A 23,896-nucleotide genomic window follows, 5' to 3' on the forward strand; every position below is an offset into this window, starting at 1 on the left:
CCCTCTGCTGCGCGCGTCTTGGCGAGCGTTGTCTCGTGTGTCGGATCAGATCAGGTGGAGCCGGAATGGATCGCGTGCTCGATCTCTTCGGCTTCATCGCCCAACACGTCATGATCCATGTATTTGCCCTCGGACTCCGGGCCTTCGCGGAATTCCAGGTAAGATCGCCACAGCATCGCCCAGGCCTGGGCAAAGACCAGGATACAGAAGGCAACGATCAGCACCTTGAACAGGAAATACGCATTGAAGCCGTTGGGGCTGAACCCGATGGTCTCCACGTTCCAGCGGATCACGCTGGCGCCTCGCATCAGCCGGTCGAGATCTGCAGAGGCCGCAGGGCCCGGCAAAACCAGATGGCGCCACATGAAGAACCAGGCGAACATGTAGGTCAGCGTGATCGCCGGCATCATGAAGATCACCGAACCAATCATATCCAGCACCTTCTTGGTGCGGAACTTCACGGCCGAATAGACCAAATCGACCCGCACATGGCCGCCCTGCACAAACGTATAGGTCACGCAGAGGCAGACGATCATCGCGTTATAAAGCTTCAGCTCTTCCGACCACCAACTCAGATCCTGCGTGAACGACAGACCCAAGGGGCCAAGCTGGATCTCGGCCACGCGGAAGATGCGTTGCAGGAAGACGATCATCACCTGCTGCAGCACCATCAACAGGCCCACCCAGGCCACGGTGCGGCCAATCGCGTTGGCGCAGAATTCCAACACCCGCACGCAGCCCCAGAGGAATGCGTTCCGGAACAGGCCAATGATCGTAATGGTCAGGCAGATCAGCAGGATGACGAAGAAGAACTCCACCGACCCGCCATAATAGATGAACCGCACCAGGCTTTCGCCTTGCGACCAATCCAGCCACGAGGCCGGGCTGATCAGGGCCGCGACCAGATTATAGGGCGCCTCGACAAAGTTGCCGAGGATGAACCCGCCCCAAGATCCCTCTTGGAAGGCGTCCAGACACGATGTCGTCTCCGCAACGCTGGGTCGAAAGAACCCCGTGCACTCGATTTCGTTTTCCATGGAAGCCCCCAATCACCGGTCGGGTCGTGCCCCACCCCGACCGCTCTGGGCCAGGGTGGGATCAGATCATCGCCGCGCAGCCGAGACGGCCCGCGGCGCATGGGTTTAGCCGATCACGCGGTTGCGCTGGCGCATGTATTCGCCGTCGGCAATCTCGTACCAGCCAGCGCTTTCGCGCATCGACTCGAAGTAGCTGTTGGCGATGTCGGCATAGATCGGATCCGACATGTTTTCTTCGCGCACCTCGGCAGAGGCCTGACCGAACGCATCCCAGACATCTTCGGGGAATTGACGCGTTTGGACACCAGCCGATTGCAGGCGGGCCAAGGCTGCGCCGTTTTCCGCCAGCGACATGGCCAGGTTGGTCGCGTTTGTGGCGCGGCAGGCGGCTTCGACGATGACCTGATGGGCAGGCGAGAGCGATTCCCAGACATCCAGGTTGAACGACAGCGCCAGGGCCGAGCCCGGCTCATGGAAGCCAGACGTGTAGTAGTTCGACGTCACTTCCTGGAAGCCCAGACGCTCATCCGCGAACGGACCGATCCATTCCGCGCCATCGATCTGGCCCGAGGACAGCGCTTGATAGATCTCACCGCCCGGGATGTTCTGGACCGAGGCGCCCAGGCGACCCAGCACCTGACCACCCTGGCCCGGCATCCGGAACCGCAGACCCTGCAGGTCTTCGGCGGAGTTGATTTCGTTGTTGAACCACCCGCCGGGCTGCATGGCCGTGTTGCCGCAAAGGAACGGCTTGAGGTTGAACAGCGACGCCAGTTCGGTGTGCTGTTCGGCGCCACCGCGATGGTAGTACCAGTTCGCCAGTTCCTGACCGGTCATGCCGAAGGGCACCGATGTGAAGAATGCGAATGCCGGGTGTTGGTTCAGGAAGTAGTATTCCGCCGAGTGATACAGGTCAGCCTGACCGGACGACACAGCGTCGAACACTTCGAACGCCCCCACCAGAGAGCCCGCGGGCATCTTTTGGATGGTCAGCGCGCCATCGGTGGCGCTGGTGATGTAATCGGCTGCCAATTGCGCCGCATCGTCGAAGATCGCAAAGCCATCGGGCACCGAGGTGACCATGGTCAGGGTCCGGTTGCCCTGGGCATAGGCCGGTGCGGCCAGCGTGGTGGATGCAGCTGCCGCGCCGCCGAGTGCGGACGTGCGCAGGAATGAGCGTCGATCCATATGTGATTTCCTCCCAATTGGGTCTTGATGGTCTTTTTTAAGCGTCCCGCGCCCCCCCTCGGGCGACGGGCATGAAAGTAGCGGCACGTTAGCGTCTGCACTGTGCGACGAAAACAGGAATTAACGGACAAACACCCAAATTTTGTAAAATTTTCTTACCAAAATTGCGTATTGGGAATCTTTTCAACCAAGGGTTGTTGATTGTTTTCGCTAACAGTCACAGGCGGGTCGGAAATAGTGTCGCAGGGCGCATTTGGCGCCCTTGTCAGATGGGTTTGCGGTGCAGTCTGAGTCGCCGCGTCGCCTGGATTTGAGAAAGTTGCGCCAAACCGGCCTTCTGCGACATTTTCTTTGCCGAAAGCACGTTTTGACGGTTGACGGTGCAAATCACCCCCCCTATCGTCCGCGCACGCTTTTGAAAGGCCCGCAAGATGAACGGCATTCTCGTACTCGTAGGAACCAGGCGCATGGGTCGGTAAACCGGCATCCATATTGGAACCATGCGCCCCCGGATCACCCCCGGGGGCTTTTTTATGGCGTAAGACACAAGACCGAAGCGCAGAACAGAAGGACAAAGCGCAATGTCAGAGCACATGACCGGAGCGAAAATGATCGTCGAAGCCCTGAAGGAACAGGGTGTCGACACCGTATTCGGATATCCCGGCGGCGCGGTCCTACCGATTTACGACGAGATCTTTCAGCAAAACGCCATCCGCCACATCCTGGTGCGTCACGAACAGGGTGCGGTCCATGCCGCCGAGGGCTATGCCCGGTCCACCGGCAAGCCTGGCGTCGTTCTGGTGACCTCGGGCCCCGGCGCCACCAATGCGGTGACGGGTCTGACCGATGCGCTGATGGATTCGATCCCGATCATCGTCCTGACCGGCCAGGTCCCGACCTTCATGATCGGCTCTGACGCGTTCCAGGAGGCCGATACGGTCGGCATCACGCGCCCCTGCACCAAGATGAACTGGCTGGTGAAGGATACCGACAAGCTCAGCGACACGATCCACCAGGCCTTCCATATCGCCACTGCGGGCCGCCCGGGCCCGGTTTTGGTCGATATCCCCAAGGATGTGCAATTCGCCACCGGCACCTACACGACCAAGCCCAAGGCGAAGGTCAGCCATTATCAGCCCAAGGTGAAAGGTGATCTAGAGGTGATCACCGCGCTGGTCGAGGCGATGGAACAGGCAGAGCGTCCGATCTTCTATACCGGCGGTGGCGTGATCAATTCCGGCGACAAGGCCAGCACCTTGCTGCGTGAATTGGTCGAGGCGACGGGCTTCCCGATCACCTCCACGCTGATGGGTCTGGGCAGCTATCCTGCCTCGGGCGGCAAGTGGCTGGGCATGTTGGGCATGCACGGCACCTATGAGGCCAATCTGGCGATGCATGGCTGCGATCTGATGATCAATATCGGCGCGCGCTTCGATGACCGGATCACCGGCCGCATCGCCGATTTCAGCCCGCGCTCGCGCAAGGCCCATGTCGATATCGATCCCTCGTCGATCAACAAGGTGATCCATGCCGATTTCCCGATCATCGGGGATGTCGCCCATGTGCTGGAGTCGATGCTGAAGGTCTGGAAGGCCAGGGGCCGCAAGACCAACGGCACTGCCGTGCAGACCTGGTGGCAGCAGATCGAGGCCTGGAAGGCCGTGCGCTGCCTGACCTACGCACAATCGGAGACCGTGATTAAGCCGCAATATGCGTTGGAGCGGCTGGAGGCCCTGACCAAGGACCGCAAGGACCGGTTCATCTGCACCGAGGTCGGCCAGCATCAGATGTGGGCCGCGCAATTCCTGGGCTTCGAGGATCCGAACCGCTGGATGACCTCGGGCGGTTTGGGCACGATGGGCTATGGCGTGCCCGCCTCCATCGGCGTGCAGGTGGCCCATCCCGATGCGCTGGTGATCAATGTCGCCGGTGAGGCATCGTGGCTGATGAATATGCAGGAAATGGGCACCGCCACCCAGTACCGCCTGCCGGTCAAGCAGTTCATCCTCAACAACGAGCGTCTGGGCATGGTGCGGCAATGGCAGGAATTGCTGCATGGCGAGCGCTACAGCCATTCCTGGTCCGAGGCGCTGCCCGATTTCGTGAAACTGGCCGAAGCCTTCGGTGCCAAGGGTATCCTGTGCTCCGATCCCAAGGATCTGGACGATGCGATCATGGAGATGCTGAACCATGACGGCCCGGTGATCTTCGATTGCCTCGTCGAAAAGCACGAAAACTGCTTCCCCATGATCCCGTCCGGCAAAGCCCACAACGAAATGCTGCTGGGCGAGGCCGAAACCCAAGGCGTCATCGACGCGGATGGCGGTGTGTTGGTGTGATGCGATTTCACATCGCAGCCCTTCTCGGGGCGTCGTGTCTTTTGGCGGGCGCCCCTGGATATGCGGATCTGTTCAACGGGCTCAGGATCGGTGACTCCACGCTCGACTTGGCACGCCTCGGGGATCGCGCAAGCGAAGTACAAAACGACGATGGCTCGACAGTTGCGGAATTCCGCGGAGATCGGGGCCAACACGTGATTGTCAGCTACTCTGCCGATGATCGTGTCATAGCTTTGCATGCGACGGCAGACGACGGAACCGGTGCGATCAGGCTAGGGCAGACAAGCGTCACTGAATTGGTGGCCATGGCCAGCGCGCCGGACCAGCGGATTGAAAGCCAGATGCCGATGGTGCCTGTCGACGGTCAATGGACATGGCGTGTTCTGTTTAGGCCAAATGACGAGGCAAACACTTTGATGCTTCTGGCTTTCGCTGCCGACGCCTTTGATGCGGACCAGCCCACAATCGTCGTCCCGATGGACGCGCGCTTGATTTCGTTGACGCTTCTTGATGCTGCGCAGGCAGCGGAACTCCTGCCAACTCTGCCCGACACCCCTCTGGGTCCGCCACCCCTCGGTCGCGCCATTCTGGAGCTTGCCACGCAATGACCTCCAAAGCCCAATCTCCTCACACATCTTTAGGTGGCCATTGGATGCCCGCGCGCATCGCATTGGCCATTTTGCTTGGCTCTGCGACCAGCCCTGCAATGGCCCAAACCGGTGTGGACGCGCTGTTCGATCTGCTCTGCGGGCGCACGACGCATTTTTACGATGGTCAGGGCAATCAAATCGAATACAGCGCCGGGGACGGAACAGCCTATCTGTGGTTCAACGGCATTGAGGATGTGATCGTCGGCACCTGGGGCGTCTACGAGACCGATGAGGGACCACAAGTCTGCTATCAATATCCGCCACTCTCCTTCGCCGCCGAGGAACAGGGCTCGACCCATTGCTTCACCGAAACCGCCCTGTTCGAAACCGTTGTCCAGGGCGGCTCGTTCAATGGCGACCGCTACGGCCTACGCGATGGAGAGCCGCCCTACCTGCTGCCGGCGCATCCGTTCCAACCGCTCGAAAGCTTCGACGCCGATTTCCCGCGATTGCCGCCCGAGCCGCTCTGCGGTGTGCCGATCTCATGATCCGGGCGATTGCCCTATGCCTGCTGGCCGCCCTGCCCGCTGCCGCTCAGGATTTCCGCGGTCTGCGGCCCGGCATGCCTGCCTCAGCGCTTGGTGTAATTGGCGAGCCCTTCGCGCTCGAACAGGCCGGCAATCTGATTTACGCCTCATATCCGCTGCCGTTCGAACAGCGCCTTGACGTGACCTATACGAGTGATGGCACGCTTGTATGGCTCAGCACCCGCGCATCGCCCGATGCACCCGACCCGCCGGAAACCGGTGGCTTGCAGACGGGAATCATGGGTCTGGCCGATGTGGCAAACCGATTGAGCGATGCCACCGAGACTGATCCGTTCGATAGACCGGGACTGATCCATGTGCGCGAAGGCGAACCCGGCTTCACGCTTGTCTACGACCTGCCCGCAGAGCCTGACGTCGTGCTGACGCTCACCTTCTATCATGCGAGCTTTCTGCCACCCGCCGACCTTATCGAAGTAGCGCAGACGCCGCCGGATGACGCCGAATTCGTCTCTGCGAACCTCGTCTATCGTCCCTATATCGAAACAGCTGGTGGGCTGGGCAGCCCTATCGACGGGCCCCGAACCGCACCCATACCCTTCCCGCTTACCATCGATGACGCCTTTCCGTCGTTGATCCCGTAACCCTTGCCTTTCGCCCCACAGCGCGGCAAACCCGCCGCGACAAGGAGATCCCGCCCATGGCCCTCAATATCGAACAAGGCTCCACCAGCCATTCCGCCTATGACCTCCGCTCGCATATGAGCGAAGAGATCGAGACCCACACCCTTGCCATTCTGGTCGAAAACGAACCGGGCGTTCTGGCGCGGGTGATCGGCCTCTTTTCCGGACGCGGCTACAATATCGAAAGCCTGACCGTGGCCGAGGTGGATCATGGCGGGCACCGGTCGCGCATCACCATCGTGACCAGCGGCACGCCGCAAGTGATCCACCAGATCCGCATGCAGCTGGATCGCATGGTGCCGGTTCACGAAGTCGCCGACATGACCGTCGAGGGGCCATTCGTCAGCCGCGAACTGGCCTTGATCAAGGTGAACGGCACCGGCGAGGCCCGCGTCGAAGCCCTGCGCATCGCCGAGATTTTCCGGGCCAATGTGGTGGATTCCACGCTGGAGAGCTTTGTGTTTGAGATGACCGGCACACCGGACAAGATCGACGCCTTCACCGATCTGATGCGCCCCTTGGGCGATGTGCGCCTGGCCCGCACCGGCGTGGCGGCGATCGCGCGCGGCGCCTGATCTCGGTGAGAATGCCCAGGTAGAAAAGGCGGTTCCGGTCCGGGACCCGAATGCTGGGGTGGATCATCGGGCCCAAAGGACACATGGACCGGAACCGTTCGCGACCGTGCTGTCAGGTGGAGTGGGGAGGTTGGCCCACCTGAAACGGTCCCGTGGGGCGAAATCGATATCTCAGGGCGTGGGGGTCATCTGCCCCTCCCCCACGCCCTGTTCCAAGGGGCCGGAGCCCCCCGGAACGGCGCGCAAATCAGCCCGCCGGAATAAGGCCGGCGTCCTGAGCGGCACCGAGTTCTTCGGAGCTCAGCAGACCATCGGCATCGGCGTCGAGCGCCTGGAATTCTTCTTCGGTCATCGCTGGCATCAAAGTCAGAAGCTCAGCGAAGCTGACCATCCCGTCACCGTCGGTATCGACGCTTTCGGCCTGACCCATGGCGAGGCCTGCGCCCCCGAGTGTCAGCGCGATTGCCGTGGCGGTCGTAAGTGCACCAAGGCGTAGTTTGTCGAATTCGGATCGCATGGGACATTTCCCTCCATAAGGTTGCGTATCGGCACGTCACGTTCAGTGCGGCGTACCTACAAGGGAAGAGCCCCCTGAGGCCGATTTCGTCCCAAACCCGATTTGGATCGGCGGCGGCTTGCCCGGAATGGTCCATTTGACGGGCGACGTCCCGCCGGATGCGTTTGGATCGGCGGGCGCTCGCCTCGAACAGGCGGCGCGGGGCCAAACCGCCCCTGCCACAGCCTGGTCCGCTTGCCGCGGCTGGTGCGCGGCCACAGCCTACGGGGCCACAGAGATTGCCCCCAATGTGAAAGGCCGTCGTTTATGTCTCGTCTTGCCAGTTCCAGTACCCAAGCGCCTCGAATTTCCGCCAGCCTCCCACCGTCGCATATCTTCGGCGTGTTGCTGAGCGACCTGCGCCGCACCGCGCGGCGGCTGACCCGATCCGCAGATGATGCCGACGATCTTGTGCAAGATACCGTGTTGCGGGTCTGGGCCCGCCTGGCAATGTCCCGCAGTGCGGCCAGCAGCGACGCCGGCCCCATCGAGGATCTGCGCGCCTACGCCTTCGCCACCTTGCGCCACCGCGCCTTCGCACGGGGCTCCATCGTGCCGCCCGCAGAGACCGAGCCCGAGGACATCGCCGCGCCGCGCGGCTCCGATGCCAGCTTGCGTCTGGCCTGTGCCGAAGCGCTTTCGGCGCTGGAGGAGTTGCCGCAGGACCAGCGCAACTTGCTGAAGCTGCGTGCGATGGACGGGCTCAGCTATGCCGAGATCGCCGACAAGACCGGCCTGCCCCTGGGCACCGTCACATCGCGCATGGCCCGCGGACGGGCGGCCCTGCGTGAGGCGCTGGACCTGCCCCCGGGCACCCCCGTGAACGATCTGCTGGGCGGATCCTGACCGCTGATGGGCCAGCGGATGTCGCAGATTGGCGCGATGCAATCCGCTTAATCCCGCAGCATGGCGCGGCAATCACCCTTCAGGGAGCGCCGCGCCATGCCCAAAGACAGCCGCCTTGCCGACCTGACCGCCGTGCGCGCGCCGATTGAGCACGCCCACGGCCTACCCAATGCCCATTACACCGATCCCGACATCATTGCCACGGAGACCCGCGCCGCCCTGGAAACGACCTGGGCGGCCCTGGCCGTCGGCGCCGATGTTCCAGCGCCGGGGGATGCAAAACCGATCACCTTTCTCGGCCAGCCGCTTCTGTTGCTGCGCGACGACCAGAACACGGTGCGGGTCTTCTACAATGTCTGCCGCCATCGCGGGATGATCCTGGTCGATACGCCGCGCAGGATCGAAGGCGCGATCCGCTGCCCGTACCATTCCTGGTGCTATGCAAAGGACGGGCGCCTGGTGGCCACGCCCCATGTCGGCGGGCCGGGCCAGAATGCCTGCGACGGGATCGATCGCGCATCCCTGGGCCTTGTGGAGGTCGCCAGCCATATCTGGCGCGATGTGATCTTCGTGAACCTGTCCGGCGATGCGCCGCCCTTTGAGGATATCCATGGCGACCTACTGCATCGGTGGGCAGCCTTCGACCAACCCCTTTACCATGGCGGGTCCGACAGCACCTTCACGCTCGATGTCGCGACGAACTGGAAGTTGGCGGTCGAGAATTACTGCGAAAGCTATCACCTGCCGTGGGTGCATCCCGGCCTGAACAGCTATTCCCGGCTGGAAGATCATTATCACATTGAAGAGCCTGGGCATTTTTCGGGTCAGGGCAGTTATGTTTATCGTCAATTGAGCGGCGTCGACGGCGCGCGCTTTCCGGACTTCAAAGACCTCGATGCCCATTGGGAGACTGGCGCAGAATACATCGCGCTCTATCCAAACGTCCTGCTGGGGGTCCACCGCGACCACGCATTCGCCATCGTCTTGGAACCGGTCGACACGACCAGAACGCGCGAGCATGTGCATCTGTACTACGCCGCGCCCGACACTGATCCGGCCCTGCGCGCGCAAAACGCGGCGCAATGGAAAGAGGTGTTCGAGGAAGACATCTTCGTGGTCGAGGGGATGCAAAAGGGCCGCGCGGCAACGGGCTTTGACGGCGGGCGGTTTTCACCGGCCATGGATGGCCCGACCCATTGTTTCCACGCCTGGATCGCCGCCCGTATGGAGATGATAGGGGACTAGGCCGTGGATCGGATGGCCTTGGACCGCGCCGTGCTGGCCGCCCATGCGAGGGGCGATTGCGCGGCGTTGGTCACGCTTTATGCCCAGGCGGCTGAGGGTCTGGCGCCGCAAAACGCCGCCTTTTACCTGACCCACGCGTATATCTTCGCGCTGGAGGCCGGCGACCCGCGCGCCGATACATTGCGTGACCGCCTTGTGGCGATGGGTGCGGATCAACCACATTCTGTGCCCGGGATCGAAACCGGATAAACCGCAAATTCAACGCCGTATCCAGATCGGCCAGAGCGCCGCTGCCTATCGCATCGGATAGCACCCTCGGCTGCGATCCAGGATCCAGAGCGCGGCAAGGACCACCAAGCCGCCCAAAAGCAGGACGTTTGAAATGAGCAATGTCGGGGTAAAGCTGAGCCAAGCGGGCGGCTGCTAGCTCCGAGACCCAAGGATCACGCGCACGTAATGTTCCGTTTCGGCAAAGGGGGGCACGCCGTCATGGCGCAAAACCGCCTCCGGCCCCGCATTATAGGCGGCAAGCGCCAGCCGCCAATTGCCGAAGCGGCGGTATTGCTGCGCCAGATAGCGGGCACCGCCATCCAGATTGGCCACCGGATCTGCCGGATCAACCCCCAGAAGGTTCGCGGTATCGGGCATCAACTGCGCTAGGCCCAGGGCGCCAGCCGTGCTGACGGCTTCGGTATTCCAGCCGGATTCTTGTTGGACGAGCCGCAGGAACAGATCCTCGGGCACGCCGTGGCGGCGCGCAGCGGACCGGGCCACCGCTAGGAACGGCCCATCATAGCCGCCTTCGTAACTCGGCAAACCGCGCGTCGCCTCGGTTTCAGGGCGCAGGCGCGCGGAGAATTCATATTGCGTGGCCGCGCGGTTATCGAGCACGCCCATCGCGCGATCCAAACGATCCAATCCGCTTTGGGCATGGGCAGGCGACAAAAGGGACAGGCCGCAAATGGCGGCGGGCAGCAGACGAGACGGCATTCAAAAAGACCTAGGGCGCTTGTAGATAATCTCGGAGATATTAACCTGCCGGACGCTTTCTGACCAGTCTTAGCCATTTCGCACCGCTATGAACCCTTCCATCCGACCGATCTGAGTGGTCTAACGCGGTGCAGCGACCCGCCCGGAATCATGCGGCGGGTCAGTCCAAAAAGGGGGATGAGCGATGGCAGGGTCCGTCAACAAGGTGATCATCATCGGCAATCTGGGTCGCGACCCGGAAGTGCGCAGCTTTCAGAATGGCGGCAAGGTCTGCAACTTGCGCATCGCCACGTCCGAGACCTGGAAAGACCGCAATACCGGCGAACGCAAAGAGCGGACCGAATGGCACTCGGTTGCGATTTTCTCCGAACCTCTGGCGCGCGTGGCCGAGCAATATCTGCGCAAAGGCTCGAAGGTTTACATCGAAGGGCAGCTTGAAACCCGCAAATGGCAGGATCAAAGCGGCCAGGATCGGTATTCCACGGAAGTTGTGCTGCGCCCTTACAAATCCGAGCTGACCATGCTGGACGGACGTGATGGTGGCGGCGGTGGCGGCAATTACGGCGGTGGCGGTGGCGGCGGCTATGACGACCGCGGCAGCTTTGGCGGCCCCTCCGATGATCGGGGCAGCTCCGGCGGAAGTGGCGGCGGTTTTGGCGGCGGCTCGGATATCGACGACGAGATCCCGTTCTAGCGCCAAGGCGCCTGGCGGGCGGAGGAACGCCTCCGGCGGGAGTTTTTTCACCAAGATGAAGAGGGGCGCACGCGGGTGAGCGGGCGGCAAGACAATGGGGCAGCCAATCAATCCGGCCTTTGCGGCCACATTCCCGCCCCCTGTGATGGAGGCCCGCCGTTGGATTGCCGATAAAAGCTTTGGCGATGACAAGCCATTGCTCAATCTCAGCCAGGCCGCGCCGGTCGATCCGCCCCCGGAGGGCCTGGTGCGGGCCATGGCCGAGGCCATGATCACGGATGCATCGACGCATTTATACGGACCCGTTCTGGGCCGCGAGGATCTGCGGCAGGAATTGGCGATGCAATGGTCAGGCGCCTATGGCGGTGACATCGCGCCGGAGCAGGTTGCGATTACCGCAGGCTGCAACCAGGCCTTCACCGCGGCGCTGTCGACCTTGGCGGGCGCGGGGGATGAGGTGATCCTGCCCCTGCCCTTCTATTTCAACCATCAGATGTGGCTGGATATGGCCGGGATCCGGGGCGTCTATCTGCCCACGGGGGACGATTTGTTGCCCGACCCCGAGGCAGCAGCGGCGCTGATCACCGATCGCACACGGGCCATCGTTTTGATCACACCCAACAATCCCACCGGCAAGGAATATCCGCCCGCTTTGATGCGGGCCTTCTTTGAGCTTGCCCGCATGCGCGGGCTCGCTCTGATCGTGGATGAGACCTATCGCGATTTTCATGCGGCCTCCGGCGCGCCCCATAATCTGTTCGCCGATCCCGATTGGGACGATACGCTGATCCATCTCTATTCCTTTTCAAAGGCCTACCGCCTGACCGGGCACCGCGTGGGCGCGATCATGGCCAGCACAGCGCGCCTGGATGAGGTGGAAAAGTTTCTCGACACCGTCGCCATTTGTCCACCGCAAGTGGGCCAGATCGGTGCCTTATGGGGGATGCGCCACCTGTCGCACTGGCTGGCGGGGGAGCGCGATGAGATCCTGGCGCGGCGCGCGGCGGCGGAGGCCGGGTTTGCGCGCCTGGCAGGCTGGGATCTGCTGGGCTGCGGCGCGTATTTCGCCTATGTCCGGCACCCATTTGCGGCGCCGTCGGATATGGTTGCCAAGGCGCTTGTCGATCAGGCGCATCTGCTGGTCCTGCCCGGCACCATGTTCGGCCCGACGCGTCAGCAGGGCGGCAGCGGCCAGGCCGAAGCGACGCTTCGGATTGCCTTTGCCAATGCCGACAAGGCGGGCCTTGACGCGGTTGTGACGCGCCTGGCGCAGGTCGATCTATAGCGGAACGCGACGCACCCTTGCCCCCTGCCCGGCAAAGCCTTACGACCGGGCGCGATGTGATGACAGAGAGGCCAATCTCCCATGGCAAAAGCAGCAACCAAAAAAATGTCGAACATATTGGTCTGGATTCTGATGGGTCTGCTCTTCGTCTCGCTGGCAGGCTTCGGCATCAACTCGTTCACCGGCGGGTCGGGCCGCGTCGGCTCTGTGGGCGATGTCGAAATCTCGGCCCAGGACTATTTTCGCGCTGTCCAGAATGAAATTCGCGCCCAGGTGGCGCAAAGCGGGCAACCGGTGCGCTTTGCTGATCTGCAGGCGCGCGGGGTCGATGATCAGATCCTGGCCGGGCTGATCGCACGCGCCGCCCTGGCCAATGCCGCCGACGAGATGGGGATCTCGGTGGGCGATGAAGAGGTCGCGCGTCAGATCACGCAGGTGCAGGCGTTCCAGGGGCTCGACGGCAATTTCGACCGCAACACCTATCAATTCGTGCTCGAACAACAGGGGGCCACGGCGCGCGAATTCGAGGCAGATACCCGCGAAGATGTCAGCCGCGCGCTGCTGCAGACCGCAGTGGTGGGCGGGATCAGCGCCCCCGATATGATGATCGAAGCCATCGTCGCCTATCAGGGCGAGACCCGCGACTTCACGCGGCTGACGCTAACCGAGGCCGATCTGATCGAGGGCGTGCCGGAACCGACCGAGGCCGACCTGGCCGCGTTCTATGATGACAACCCCGATATGTTCGAGCGGCCCGAGGCGCGCCGGATCCAATATGTGTGGCTGCGACCGTCGGATCTGATCGACGATGTCGAAATCGCCGAAGAGACACTGCGCGAGCTTTATGACGACCGTCAGGATGTCTATGCGCAACCCGAGCGCCGTCTTTTGGAACGGCTGGTCTTCGGCACTGAAGAGGCCGCGCAAGAAGCCTTCGATGCGATCGCGGCCGGAGAGACCGATTTCGACACGCTGGTCGAAGAGCGTGACCTGACCTTGGATGACGTGGATATCGGTGAAATCGCCCGCGGCGATCTGAGCGCGGCGGCGGCCGAGGCGATCTTTGGCGACACAGAAAGCGAGATCATCGGGCCGGTCGAGACCTCCCTCGGCCCTGCCCTGTTCCGGGTGAATGCAGTGCTTGAGGAGACCAATATCGCATTCGAAGACGCCGTCGATGATCTGCGCGAGGAACTGGCCCAGGAGGTGGCGCGCCGCGACATCGCCGCCATGGAAGAAGAGGTCGACGATCTGTTGGCCGGGGGCGCCACGCTGGAGGACATCGCGTCAGATACGCAGCTCACGTTGGGGGAGATCGACTATTCCCTCAACTCGGAGGAGGCGATTGCGGGATATGACAATTTCCGCGATGCCGCCGAGGCAGTCAATGAAAATGATTTCCCCGAACTGCTCAGCCTGTCGGATGGCGGCATCTTCGCGCTGGAATTGATGGAAATTGTGCCCCCGAGCGTGCCCCCCTTGGACGAGATCACCGAAGAGGTGGCGGCAGCCTGGCGGCAAAGCGCGCTACGCGACGAATTGGCTGCACGGGGACAAGAGTTGGTCTCGCAATTGGCGACCGGCGCGGCATTGGAGGATCTGGGCGACACCATTGAGGAACGCCGGATCCGCCGCCAGGATCTGCTGCCCGATTTGCCGCCCACAACGGTGCCGCAGGCGTTCCAGATGGCCGAGATTGGCGATGTGGTTCTGATTCCGGGCGCCGAGGCGGCGCATATCGTGCGTCTGGATGCGATCAATCCCGCCGCCCGTGATGCGCCCGATGTGGGGTTCTTGCTGACCATCCTGGAACAGACCCTGAACCAAGCCATCGCGACCGACATCTTCGAGGCCTATGGTCAGGCGCTGCAAGCCGAGGCTGGCTTCACGACCAATGAGGCGGTGATCAACTCCGTGAATGCAGCCTTCCCGTAATGGCGATCCTGACCGAGTATACTGCCTTCGCTGCGGCCTGGGATCGGGGCGAAAACCAATTGGTCTATGCAAGATTGGCGGCGGATCTCGACACACCCGTCTCGGTCATGCTGAAGCTGACCGATGCGGGCCGCGATGCGTTTATCCTTGAATCGGTGACTGGCGGTGAGGTGCGCGGGCGCTATTCGATCATCGGCATGAAGCCCGATCTGATCTGGGAGTGCCGGGGCGAGACCAGTCAGATCAACCGCGCCGCACGCTACGATCGCGATGGCTTTACGCCCTGCGATGGCGATCCCCTGACGGCGCTGCGGGCTCTGCTGGCCGAAAGCGCCATCGACATGCCCGCCGATCTGCCCGCCGCTGCCGCAGGTCTGTTTGGCTATCTGGGCTATGACATGATCCGGCTGGTCGAGCATTTGCCGGATGTGAACCCCGACCCGATGGGCCTGCCCGATGCGGTGTTGATCCGGCCTTCGGTGATTGCGGTGCTGGATGGCGTGAAGGGGGAGGTCACGATTGTCGCGCCCGCCTGGCAGAGCTCGGGCCTGTCGGCCAAGGCGGCCTATGCACAGGCAGCTGAGCGCGTCGGCGATGCGCTGCGTGATCTGGAACGCGCGCCCGCTGTCGCTGCACGGGAAATGGGCGCGGCCCAAGTCCTGGCCGAACCGGTGTCGAATTTTAGCCATAAGGGCTATCTGGAGGCGGTAGAGAAAGCCAAGGAGTATATCCGCGCGGGCGATATCTTTCAGGTTGTGCCGTCGCAGCGCTGGAGTGTCGATTTCCCCGAGCCGCCCTTTGCGCTCTACCGCGCGTTGCGGCGCACCAACCCGTCGCCCTTCATGTTCTATTTCAATTTCGGCGGGTTTCAGATTGTCGGCGCCAGCCCCGAGATCCTGGTGCGCGTCTTCGATAACGAGGTCACGATCCGGCCCATTGCGGGCACCCGACCCCGCGGGGCCACACCCGACGAGGACCGCGCCTTGGAGGCCGATCTGATGGCCGACGAAAAGGAACTGGCCGAGCATCTGATGCTGCTCGATCTGGGCCGCAACGATACCGGTCGCGTGTCCAAGATCGGAACGGTGCGCCCGACCGAGGAATTCATCGTCGAACGCTACAGCCACGTGATGCATATCGTCTCCAACGTGGTGGGTGAATTGTCCGAAGATCATGATGCGCTGTCGGCGTTGCTGGCCGGTCTGCCCGCGGGGACGGTTTCGGGCGCGCCGAAGGTCCGCGCGATGGAAATCATCGACGAGTTGGAGCCTGAAAAGCGTGGTGTCTATGGCGGCGGCGTCGGCTATTTCAGCGCCGGGGGCGACATGGATATGTGCATCGCCTTGAGGACTGCCGTGGTCCAGGACGGCACGCTTTACATGCAGGCCGGGGGCGGTGTCGTGTTCGACAGCGACCCGGAGGCGGAGTTCCAGGAGACGGTGAACAAGGCCCGCGCCATCCGTACCGCTGCCGAAGACGCCGGCCTGTTCTCGCGCGGCAATAGTTAACGCTTTTGCCCAGGATTGGCCCCTGGGCGCTCCCGCCTGGCCGCCATGCCCCGTCCGGGGCACGCGCCCCGTTGGGCCCGGCGCGCCGGGCGCGGCCCGCGCGGGATGGCCAATGCCGCGCATTCGGTTAGGGCTGCGCCTCCTCCGACAGCAAGGTGGCCGATAAGGGCGCCAGTTGGACGCTGCCAGAGCGTTCGGCCAGCGCCCAGGACAGCAGCGCCGTCACCGTATCGGGCCGGGTATGGCCCACTACAATCACATGTCCTTCCTGCACCGCTGCAAAGGCCGCGCGGGACAGGTAGCGCGTGATCCGCGGAGCGGCTTCCTCTTCGCCGTCCAACAGGCGGAACAGGGTCGCGCCCGGCACCCCGGACCGCGCCGCAGTTTGTTCCGCCGCATTTAGACCCTGGGGAAAGGCGACCAGCCCGTGGCCGGTATCGGCCAGCGCCGCGATCATCGCGTCAAGCAGCGGACGGTTGGATTGCAGCCGCCCGTCTTGCGTATCGAGCAGTGCCACCGCCTCTGGCAAATTTTGCTGCGCCACTTCGAAGGCCACTTCGACATCGACCGCCTCCGCCCCGTCTGGCAGGCCATTGGCAAGGATCGCCACCTCAAACCCAGCAGCGCGATAGGCGGCCGCGCGGTCACTCGCGCCCGGCTCGGACCAATCCAGCGCGAAGGTCACCGGGAAGGTGAAGCGCGTCAGCGTATCCAGATCCAGCGCCGCATTGGGCTCATCGATCAGGATCACCGACATCAAGGGGCGCCCGTCGCGCTCAAACGACATGGCATTTTGCGCGATGGCGCGTGGATCCTCGGGCTCATCGATCACCTCGGCCTCTAGGGGCGCATCGCTGAGATCAGGCGCGTTGCCGCCCACCTGCGGCAAGCTGGAATTCGGGCGGGTCAGATTGGGGCCGATCTGCGCGGCGGATCCGACGCTTGGCGCAGTTTCAAGGGGCGCTGGGGCATCGGGCAAACCGGCGGGCGGAAGCGCCTGAACGGTCGGCGCCTCATCCTCTGCCTCGGGCGCCCGCACGCTTTCCTCTTCCTCTTCCTCTTCCGCGAGGTTTGGGGGGCTTTCGGGCGCCACCGGCGGCGCCTCAGGCGCGGCGCCGGGTCGCGGGATTGCGGGCGTGGTCTGGGGAAGACGCGCGGTCCGGATATCGGGCTCGGCACTGGGCGATGGGACGGCGGGCGCATTTGGCGCCTCGGCAGTGGTCGGCAGGCGCAAGCCGGTGGGCGCATTGGGCGCGGCACCGCTTTCGGGAGCCGCGCTGGCATCGGGCGCGTCTGTCACGACATTTGGCTGTGGCGGTGGCACGTTGTCGAAGCGCGGCGTGCTGCTTTCCACACCGATCACAGGGGCTTCGGGCAATGCGGGACGCGGCGCAGCGTCCGGGCTGGGTACAATCGCCGCCTGTTCGGGCGGCGGGCGGTTGAACTCGCTTCCAGAGGGCAAGGGCACCTCAGTCGCGGGAATCGCGGTTTCTTCATCAGCGGGCTGCACCTGTGGATCGGCGCTCTCAGGTGGGCTTTCAACCTCAGGCGTGGCCTCGGGGGGCACGACCACATCGTCTTCCGGCGCCACTTCCGGTTCAGCAGGCGCGTCGACCACCTGGGGGCTCTCGGCCAAAACCTCCTGCGCCCTCTCGGGCAAGGGTGAACTGAGCGACAGGGCCACCAAGATCAGCGCCGACACCAAAGTGCCCCACAGCATTCCAATGATTAGACCACCCATGGCCCCGCTCCCGTCTGCTCGGACCTCGTACATCACGCCGAGGTTTGTTTCTGAGCTGTGCCGGATTGAACCGCCGCCCGGCTATCGCGCCTGATTTGCAGCGATATCCTGCGGCGCGCCACCTTGACCCCGCGCCAGCGCTTTGAAACATGTATAACCTGGGCGCGCGACGCCTTCACCCTTTTTTCGACTGTGGCGGAAAGGCCTGCGCGAGATGCTGCTTTTGATCGATAATTACGACAGCTTCACCTACAATCTGGTGCATTATCTGGGCGAGTTGGGCGCCGAGATCGAGGTGGTGCGCAATGATGCCATCACCGTCCAGGAGGCCATGGCCAGCGGTGCCGAAGGTATCGTTCTCAGCCCAGGGCCAGGCTATCCCGAAAGCGCCGGGATCTGCCTGCCGCTGACCCGCGCTGCCGCAGGCGCGGGCATGCCGCTGCTGGGTGTGTGCCTGGGCCATCAGACCATCGGAGAGGCCTTTGGCGGCACGATCACCCAGCATTCGGACATCGTGCATGGCAAGCTGGGCGAGATCCGCCACAAGAATATCGGTGTGTTCAAGGGTCTGCCCGCGCCGCTCAAGGCCACGCGCTACCATTCGCTTGTCGTCAACCGCGCCACCTTGCCCGATTGTCTTGAGATCACCGCAGAGCTGGAGGACGGCACCATCATGGGGCTGCGCCACCGCGACTTGCCCATCGAAGGGGTGCAGTTTCACCCCGAAAGCATCCGGTCCGAACATGGGCACGCGATGCTGGAAACCTTCCTGAAGACCACACGCCAGACGGCGGACGCCTGAAAGACCTTGCCATGAGTGACGCGATGAAACCGATCATCTTTGCTGCATCGGAGGGGCCGCTCAGCCGCGCCCAGGCGGTGGAGGCGTTCGAGCTGATGTTCGAGGGCGCGGCCACGCCGGCGCAGATGGGCGGGCTGATCATGGCGATGCGGGCGCGCGGCGAATCCGTGGCCGAATATGCCGCCGCCGCCCAGGTCATGCGCGACAAATGCGTGAAGGTCGCCGCCCCGGACGGCGCCATCGATATTGTCGGCACGGGCGGCGACGGGATGGGCACGCTGAACATCTCGACCGCTGCGGCCTTTGTGGTGGCGGGCACTGGTGTGCCGGTCGCCAAACACGGCAACCGCAACCTGTCGTCGAAATCCGGCGCGGCGGATGTGTTGGGGCAATTGGGCATCGAGGTCATGGTCGGCGCCGATGTGGTCGAAGCCTCCCTTCGCGAAGCCGGGATCGGGTTCATGATGGCGCCAATGCATCATCCCGCCGTCAAGCATGTCATGCCCGTGCGTCAGGAACTGGGCTGCAAAACGATCTTCAACATTCTTGGCCCGCTGACCAATCCGGCAGGCGTGAGACGTCAATTGACCGGCGCCTTTGCGATCGATCTGATCTATCCGATGGCCGAAACGTTGCAAGAATTGGGGTCCGAGGCGGCGTGGCTGGTCCATGGCTCGGACGGGACGGACGAGATCACCATCACGGGCCTGACCAATGTGGTGGAACTGCGCGACGGCAAGCTGCGGTCACGCGAGGTGCATCCCGAAGATGCGGGCCTGCCGGTGCATCCGTTCAAAGACATTCTGGGCGGCACGCCCGAGGAAAACGGCGCGGCCCTGCGCGCGTTGCTGGACGGGGCGCCCGGCGCCTACCGCGATGCGGTCCTGCTGAACGCCGCCGCCGGGTTGATCGTTGCGGGGCGCGTGACGGAACTGCGCGATGGGGTCGAGATCGCGGCAGAGGCCATCGATAGCGGCCAGGCCAAGCGCGCCGTCACCACCTGCGCTCAGGTCACCTCAGCCGCATGACGGCTGCAACCGGGCGCGTTTTTCGCGCGAAAAACGGCCGGAAAACGTGCGTTTTCCGCGCCCGGCGGCGTCGGAGCGCCTCGTTGAGCCGCCGACGCACCCTCGACACCTCTTTGCGCCTCGCCTAAGACCTACAGCCATGAGCACGATACTCGACAAGATCAAAGCCTATAAGCTGGAGGAAGTGGCCGCCGCAAAGGCTGCGCGCCCCCGCTCGACAGTGGAAGAGGCCGCCCGCGCCGCGCCGCCCGTGCGCGGCTTTGCAAAGGCGCTTTGGGCAGCACAGGCCGACGGCTATGGCCTGATCGCAGAGATCAAAAAGGCAAGCCCCTCCAAAGGGTTGATCCGCGCCGATTTCGACCCGCCTGCCCTTGCCAAAGCCTATGAGTCGGGCGGCGCGACGTGTCTGAGCGTGCTGACCGACACCCCCTCTTTCCAGGGCGCGCCAGAATTTCTGAGCCGCGCGCGGGCTGCCGTCGATCTGCCCTGCCTGCGCAAGGATTTCCTCTACGATCCCTATCAGGTCGCCGAGGCACGCGCCTGGGGTGCCGATTGCATCCTGATCATCATGGCCTCGGTCGAGGATGGCCAGGCCGCCGAGCTCGAGGATGCCGCCCGCCATTGGGGCATGGATGCGTTAATCGAGGTTCACGACGGCGCCGAACTGGATCGCGCCATGGCGCTGACCTCGCCGCTTCTGGGGATCAACAACCGCAATCTCAACACGTTCGAGACCTCGCTGCAGACCACGCGCGATCTGGCCGCACGGGTGCCAAGCGAGCGGATGGTGATCTCTGAATCCGGCCTCTTCGCGCCTGAGGACCTGGCCGATATGGCGCAGCACGGCGCGCGCAGTTTCCTGATCGGCGAAAGCCTGATGCGCCAGGCCGACGTGGCGGCGGCCACGCAGGCGCTGCTGGCCGATCCGGTGCCCGCCTGATGTCGGAGCTGACGCATTTCGACGGCGACGGGCAGGCGCATATGGTCGATGTGTCCCAAAAGGCCGTGACGGACCGGGTTGCTGAGGCCGAAGGTTACGTGAAGATGCGGCCGGAAACCCTTGATTTGGTTGAACAAGGCAGTGCGAAAAAGGGTGATGTTCTGGGCGTGGCACGGCTGGCAGGGATTATGGGGGCGAAGCGCTGCGCCGAGCTCATCCCGCTTTGCCATCCGCTGCCGATCACCAAAGTCGCCCTGGACCTGACCCCCGACCGCGCGCTGCCTGGTGTGCGCATTACCGCGACCGTGAAGACCACTGGCCAAACGGGGGTTGAGATGGAGGCCCTGACCGCCGTCTCAACCGCCGCGCTGACGGTCTATGATATGTTGAAGGCCGCCGAAAAGGGCATGGAGATCGGTGGGATCCGCGTGACGCTCAAAGAGGGTGGCAAGTCCGGTCGTTACGAGGCGCAGACGTGATTTCCGTCGAAGATGCCCTTGCCGCCTGCCTGGCCTTGGCTCAGCCTCTGGGTACGGAAACCGTGCCGATTGCCAAAGCGGGGGGCCGTGTTCTGGCCGCCCCAATCACCGCGTTTCGCGATCAGCCCCCCTTCAGCGCTTCGGCCATGGATGGCTATGCCCTGCGCGATGTCGAAGCGATCCCGGGCCGTCGCCTGCGCGTGGTGGGTGAGGCGCCGGCGGGCCACCATTGGCCCGGCACCATTGGACCGGGTGAGGCCCTGCGGATCTTTACCGGCGCGCCGCTGCCTGCGGGCACCGACCGGGTGGTGATCCAGGAAGATGTCGAGCGCGACGGCGACCGGGTCACCCTGGGGCGCCATCTGTCCTCGGGCTGGAATGTACGCCCCTCTGGCGCGGATTTTGTCGAAGGCGCGCAATTGACCGCACCTCGGAGGCTCAGCCCCGCCGATGTTGCCCTGGCCGCAGCCATGAACGCGCCGGAATTGCGGGTGGCCAAGCGGCCCGATGTGGCGCTGATCGCGACGGGTGACGAATTGGTCAGCCCGGGCGAAGTACCTGCGCCGGATCAGATCATCGCCTCCAACACGTACGGCCTCAAGGCGCGGATCGAGGCCGAGGGCGGCACCGCGCGTCTGCTGCCCATCGCCCGCGACAAACGCGCCTCGCTCGCCCAGGTCTTTGAGCTGGCGAAAGGCGCCGATCTGATCGTGACCGTGGGCGGCGCCTCGGTGGGCGACCACGATCTGGTGGGCGAGGTCGCGGCGGATCTGGGATTGGAGCGTGCCTTCTACAAGGTGGCGATGCGCCCCGGAAAACCGCTGATGGCAGGGCGTTTGGGGGATGCAGCGCTGCTGGGCCTGCCGGGCAATCCGGTCTCGGCCATGGTCTGCGGCGAGTTGTTCCTGGTGCCGATGCTGCGCGCGATGATGGGCCTGCCAGGCGCGCCGCGTAGCCGCCACAAGGCGCGGCTGGGCGTGGATCTGCCCGAAAACGGCCCGCGAGAGCATTACATGCGCGCCGAATTGCAGGCGGGTACGGATATGCCCTATCTGACGCCTTATGGCAGCCAGGACAGCTCACTTCTGACAGTGCTTTCGAGTGCCTCGGCGCTGCTGGTACGCCCTGTGGCAGATGCGCCCAAACGCGCTGGAGACGTCGTCGATTACGTCTCTCTTAACCGTCTGTTTACCTGATTCGTTGACAAATGATGTAGAACATGGATAGAACATACCCGGAACGGGTGTGGAATGCGCCCCCATAAATCGAGCAGCGACAGCCGCCGGACCTGGCGGACAAACGGAGGAATACGGGGATGTTGACGCGAAAGCAGCGTGACCTTCTGGAGTTTATCCACAAGCGGATGCAAAAAGACGGTGTACCGCCCTCTTTCGATGAGATGAAAGAGGCGCTGGATCTGCGGTCGAAATCCGGGATCCACCGGCTGATCACGGCCCTGGAAGAGCGCGGCTTTATCCGGCGCCTCGCCCATCGCGCCCGCGCCATTGAGATCGTGAAAATGCCCGAAGGCATGGAAGGGTTCGAGCCACGGGTGATCGACGGCGACGCGCCGGACCGCCCCAGCGGATTGCCTGCAGGCGCGCTGCCTGTCAGCGCAGCGGCGGCAACGGAACTGCCTGTGATGGGCAAAATCGCGGCCGGTGTGCCGATCGAGGCGATTTCCCAGGTCGCCGCCCATGTGGCCGTGCCCCAGCAAATGCTGGGCACCGGGCGCAACCACTACGCGTTGGAGGTCAAAGGCGATTCCATGATCGATGCCGGGATCAATGATGGCGACATCGTTGTGATCGAGGAAGGCGACAGCGCGGATAATGGCGATATCGTCGTGGCCCTGGTCGAGGGCCAAGAAGCCACGCTGAAACGCTATCGCCGCAAGGGCGGGATGATCGCGTTGGAAGCCGCGAACCCGGCCTATGAGACGCGCGTGTTCCGCGAGGATCAGGTTGGCGTTCAAGGCAAATTGGTCGGCCTGATCCGCACCTATTGATGCGGCGCCGGGAAGATCCACGACTAGGGTTTCGACCCAAGTTTTTACGAGACAGATGCGCGTTCTTCTGATCGGCGCGGCTGGTGTGGCCGCGCTATATCTGGTGATCGTTGCGGGGTTTGTGCTTCTGCAACGTAACCTGATGTATCTTCCGTCCAACGCGAACCCACCGCCTGAAACGCTTGGACTGTCTGGCGTGTCCGTTCACGATCTGCCGACGCCCGATGGCGAGAGAGTGGTGCTTTGGTATGCGCCAGCTGCGCCCGGACACCCCACGATCCTGTTTCTGCACGGCAATGGCGGAGAGGTTGCCTCTCGCGCCGACCGGTTTGCCGCGTATCGCGATCTGGGCTTTGGCGTGGCGTTTCTATCCTGGCGCGGCTATGGCGGATCCTCCGGGCGCCCCACCGAACGCGGCCTGCTGACAGATGCGCGGACCGCCTATGATTGGGTGATTGGCGCGGGCGTGGCCCCCGAAGACCTCGCCGTAATCGGCGAATCCCTTGGGACGGGTATCGCCGTGCAACTCGCCGCTGACGTGCCGGTGGGCGCGGTTGTTCTGGGCGCGCCCTATAGCGCGGCGGTCGACGTCGCCGCCGATCTTTATCCATTCCTGCCAGTGCGGCTTTTGATGTTCGACCAATTTCGCAGCATCGACCATATCCGCGCCATCACCGCGCCGATCCTGATCCAACATGGCACCGAGGACCGGATCATTCCCTATCACTCTGGGCGCGCGCTGTACGCAGCTGCGGGTGACAATGCGACCTTTGTCACGTTGGACGGGATGGGGCATGAAGCGCTCTACATCCAAAGCACATGGGAGACAGAGGCCGCATTTCTGCGGGACGTTCTGTCGCCCTAGATGGACAAACCTGACAA

Annotated in this window: 25 protein-coding genes; 19 read left to right on the forward strand and 6 right to left on the reverse strand. The window is 63.4% G+C overall.

All coding sequences use genetic code 11. The annotated features are described in order from the left end of the window. Positions 1-50: 50 nt before the first annotated feature. The 3 genes from V8J82_RS17765 to V8J82_RS17775 form a co-directional block, all read right to left on the reverse strand. Complete coding sequence (locus V8J82_RS17765; RefSeq protein ID WP_339977198.1) at positions 51-1,037, reverse strand: TRAP transporter small permease subunit; 987 nt, start codon at positions 1,035-1,037, stop codon at positions 51-53. Between the two features lie 105 nt (positions 1,038-1,142). Beyond that, positions 1,143-2,225, reverse strand: coding sequence for a TRAP transporter substrate-binding protein (locus V8J82_RS17770; protein WP_339977200.1), 1,083 nt, complete (start codon positions 2,223-2,225; stop codon positions 1,143-1,145). 155 nt (positions 2,226-2,380) lie between these two features. Beyond that, positions 2,381-2,716, reverse strand: coding sequence for a hypothetical protein (locus V8J82_RS17775; protein WP_339977202.1), 336 nt, complete (start codon positions 2,714-2,716; stop codon positions 2,381-2,383). Between the two features lie 90 nt (positions 2,717-2,806). Here V8J82_RS17775 and V8J82_RS17780 point away from each other — a divergent pair, with 90 nt between their 5' ends. The 5 genes from V8J82_RS17780 to ilvN are packed head-to-tail and all read left to right on the forward strand — an operon-like array spanning position 2,807 to position 6,957. Continuing rightward, positions 2,807-4,564 carry an acetolactate synthase 3 large subunit gene (locus V8J82_RS17780; RefSeq protein WP_339977204.1) on the forward strand — a complete coding sequence of 586 codons (1,758 nt, stop codon included), beginning with the start codon at positions 2,807-2,809 and terminating at the stop codon, positions 4,562-4,564. After that, a complete protein-coding gene (locus tag V8J82_RS17785; protein WP_339977206.1) occupies positions 4,564-5,172 on the forward strand; it encodes a hypothetical protein in 609 nt (202 codons plus the stop codon). The genes V8J82_RS17780 and V8J82_RS17785 overlap by 1 nt, the downstream gene beginning before the upstream one ends. A 44-nt stretch (positions 5,173-5,216) precedes the next feature. Continuing rightward, positions 5,217-5,702, forward strand: a complete 486-nt coding sequence (locus tag V8J82_RS17790; RefSeq protein WP_339977208.1) for a hypothetical protein — start codon at positions 5,217-5,219, stop codon at positions 5,700-5,702. Continuing rightward, positions 5,699-6,343, forward strand: coding sequence for a hypothetical protein (locus V8J82_RS17795; RefSeq protein ID WP_339977210.1), 645 nt, complete (start codon positions 5,699-5,701; stop codon positions 6,341-6,343). The genes V8J82_RS17790 and V8J82_RS17795 overlap by 4 nt, the downstream gene beginning before the upstream one ends. 56 nt (positions 6,344-6,399) lie before the next feature. Next, a complete protein-coding gene (gene ilvN, locus V8J82_RS17800; RefSeq protein ID WP_339977212.1) occupies positions 6,400-6,957 on the forward strand; it encodes an acetolactate synthase small subunit in 558 nt (185 codons plus the stop codon). A gap of 247 nt (positions 6,958-7,204) precedes the next feature. On the opposite strand, the gene V8J82_RS17805 is transcribed toward ilvN, so the two are convergent. Next, entirely contained in the window at positions 7,205-7,474 is a 270-nt protein-coding gene (locus V8J82_RS17805; RefSeq protein WP_339977215.1) for an EF-hand domain-containing protein, read from the reverse strand. Positions 7,475-7,780: 306 nt separating this feature from the next. Between V8J82_RS17805 and V8J82_RS17810 the strand changes: the two genes are divergently transcribed. The 3 genes from V8J82_RS17810 to V8J82_RS17820 all read left to right on the forward strand — a co-directional run bounded on the left by V8J82_RS17810 (position 7,781) and on the right by V8J82_RS17820 (position 9,853). Next, entirely contained in the window at positions 7,781-8,359 is a 579-nt protein-coding gene (locus V8J82_RS17810; RefSeq protein WP_339977217.1) for an RNA polymerase sigma factor, read from the forward strand. A gap of 96 nt (positions 8,360-8,455) precedes the next feature. Beyond that, entirely contained in the window at positions 8,456-9,604 is a 1,149-nt protein-coding gene (locus V8J82_RS17815) for an aromatic ring-hydroxylating oxygenase subunit alpha (protein ID WP_339977219.1), read from the forward strand. Positions 9,605-9,616: 12 nt separating this feature from the next. Continuing rightward, positions 9,617-9,853, forward strand: a complete 237-nt coding sequence (locus V8J82_RS17820; RefSeq protein WP_339977350.1) for a hypothetical protein — start codon at positions 9,617-9,619, stop codon at positions 9,851-9,853. 174 nt (positions 9,854-10,027) lie between these two features. Here the strand turns inward: V8J82_RS17820 and V8J82_RS17825 are convergent, their stop codons facing one another. Beyond that, the gene (locus V8J82_RS17825; RefSeq protein ID WP_339977221.1) at positions 10,028-10,594 is read right to left on the reverse strand and encodes a lytic transglycosylase domain-containing protein; all 567 of its coding nucleotides are present in this window, start codon (positions 10,592-10,594) and stop codon (positions 10,028-10,030) included. A 184-nt stretch (positions 10,595-10,778) separates the two neighbouring features. Here V8J82_RS17825 and ssb point away from each other — a divergent pair, with 184 nt between their 5' ends. The 4 genes from ssb to trpE all read left to right on the forward strand — a co-directional run bounded on the left by ssb (position 10,779) and on the right by trpE (position 16,016). Next, positions 10,779-11,288 carry a single-stranded DNA-binding protein gene (gene ssb / locus V8J82_RS17830; RefSeq protein ID WP_339977223.1) on the forward strand — a complete coding sequence of 170 codons (510 nt, stop codon included), beginning with the start codon at positions 10,779-10,781 and terminating at the stop codon, positions 11,286-11,288. Positions 11,289-11,382: 94 nt separating this feature from the next. After that, a complete protein-coding gene (locus V8J82_RS17835; RefSeq protein ID WP_339977225.1) occupies positions 11,383-12,573 on the forward strand; it encodes an aminotransferase in 1,191 nt (396 codons plus the stop codon). Positions 12,574-12,678: 105 nt separating this feature from the next. Continuing rightward, positions 12,679-14,508, forward strand: coding sequence for a peptidylprolyl isomerase (locus V8J82_RS17840; RefSeq protein WP_339977227.1), 1,830 nt, complete (start codon positions 12,679-12,681; stop codon positions 14,506-14,508). Continuing rightward, complete coding sequence (gene trpE, locus V8J82_RS17845) at positions 14,508-16,016, forward strand: anthranilate synthase component I (protein ID WP_339977229.1); 1,509 nt, start codon at positions 14,508-14,510, stop codon at positions 16,014-16,016. The genes V8J82_RS17840 and trpE overlap by 1 nt, the downstream gene beginning before the upstream one ends. Positions 16,017-16,143: 127 nt before the next feature. Here trpE and V8J82_RS17850 read toward each other — a convergent pair whose 3' ends face one another. Next, a complete protein-coding gene (locus tag V8J82_RS17850; RefSeq protein WP_339977231.1) occupies positions 16,144-17,757 on the reverse strand; it encodes a divergent polysaccharide deacetylase family protein in 1,614 nt (537 codons plus the stop codon). A gap of 214 nt (positions 17,758-17,971) precedes the next feature. On the opposite strand from V8J82_RS17850, the gene V8J82_RS17855 reads away from it, so the two are divergent. The 7 genes from V8J82_RS17855 (at position 17,972) to V8J82_RS17885 (ending at position 23,879) form a co-directional block, all read left to right on the forward strand. Then, complete coding sequence (locus V8J82_RS17855; RefSeq protein WP_339977233.1) at positions 17,972-18,559, forward strand: anthranilate synthase component II; 588 nt, start codon at positions 17,972-17,974, stop codon at positions 18,557-18,559. Positions 18,560-18,570: 11 nt separating this feature from the next. Continuing rightward, entirely contained in the window at positions 18,571-19,587 is a 1,017-nt protein-coding gene (trpD, locus tag V8J82_RS17860) for an anthranilate phosphoribosyltransferase (RefSeq protein WP_339977235.1), read from the forward strand. Between the two features lie 139 nt (positions 19,588-19,726). After that, the gene (gene trpC, locus V8J82_RS17865; RefSeq protein ID WP_339977237.1) at positions 19,727-20,527 is read left to right on the forward strand and encodes an indole-3-glycerol phosphate synthase TrpC; all 801 of its coding nucleotides are present in this window, start codon (positions 19,727-19,729) and stop codon (positions 20,525-20,527) included. After that, positions 20,527-21,006, forward strand: coding sequence for a cyclic pyranopterin monophosphate synthase MoaC (gene moaC / locus V8J82_RS17870; protein WP_339977239.1), 480 nt, complete (start codon positions 20,527-20,529; stop codon positions 21,004-21,006). Before trpC ends, moaC begins: the two co-directional genes overlap by 1 nt. Continuing rightward, positions 21,003-22,202: a molybdopterin molybdotransferase MoeA gene (locus V8J82_RS17875; protein ID WP_339977241.1), complete on the forward strand. Its 1,200-nt coding sequence runs from the start codon at positions 21,003-21,005 to the stop codon at positions 22,200-22,202. The genes moaC and V8J82_RS17875 overlap by 4 nt, the downstream gene beginning before the upstream one ends. 119 nt (positions 22,203-22,321) lie before the next feature. Next, positions 22,322-23,014 (forward strand): transcriptional repressor LexA, encoded by a 693-nt coding sequence (gene lexA / locus V8J82_RS17880; RefSeq protein ID WP_339977243.1) that lies wholly within the window; start codon positions 22,322-22,324, stop codon positions 23,012-23,014. A gap of 55 nt (positions 23,015-23,069) precedes the next feature. Then, positions 23,070-23,879 carry an alpha/beta hydrolase gene (locus V8J82_RS17885; RefSeq protein ID WP_339977245.1) on the forward strand — a complete coding sequence of 270 codons (810 nt, stop codon included), beginning with the start codon at positions 23,070-23,072 and terminating at the stop codon, positions 23,877-23,879. Positions 23,880-23,896 lie beyond the last annotated feature (17 nt).

Source organism: Gymnodinialimonas mytili, assembly GCF_037544085.1.
GTDB lineage: Bacteria > Pseudomonadota > Alphaproteobacteria > Rhodobacterales > Rhodobacteraceae > Gymnodinialimonas > Gymnodinialimonas mytili.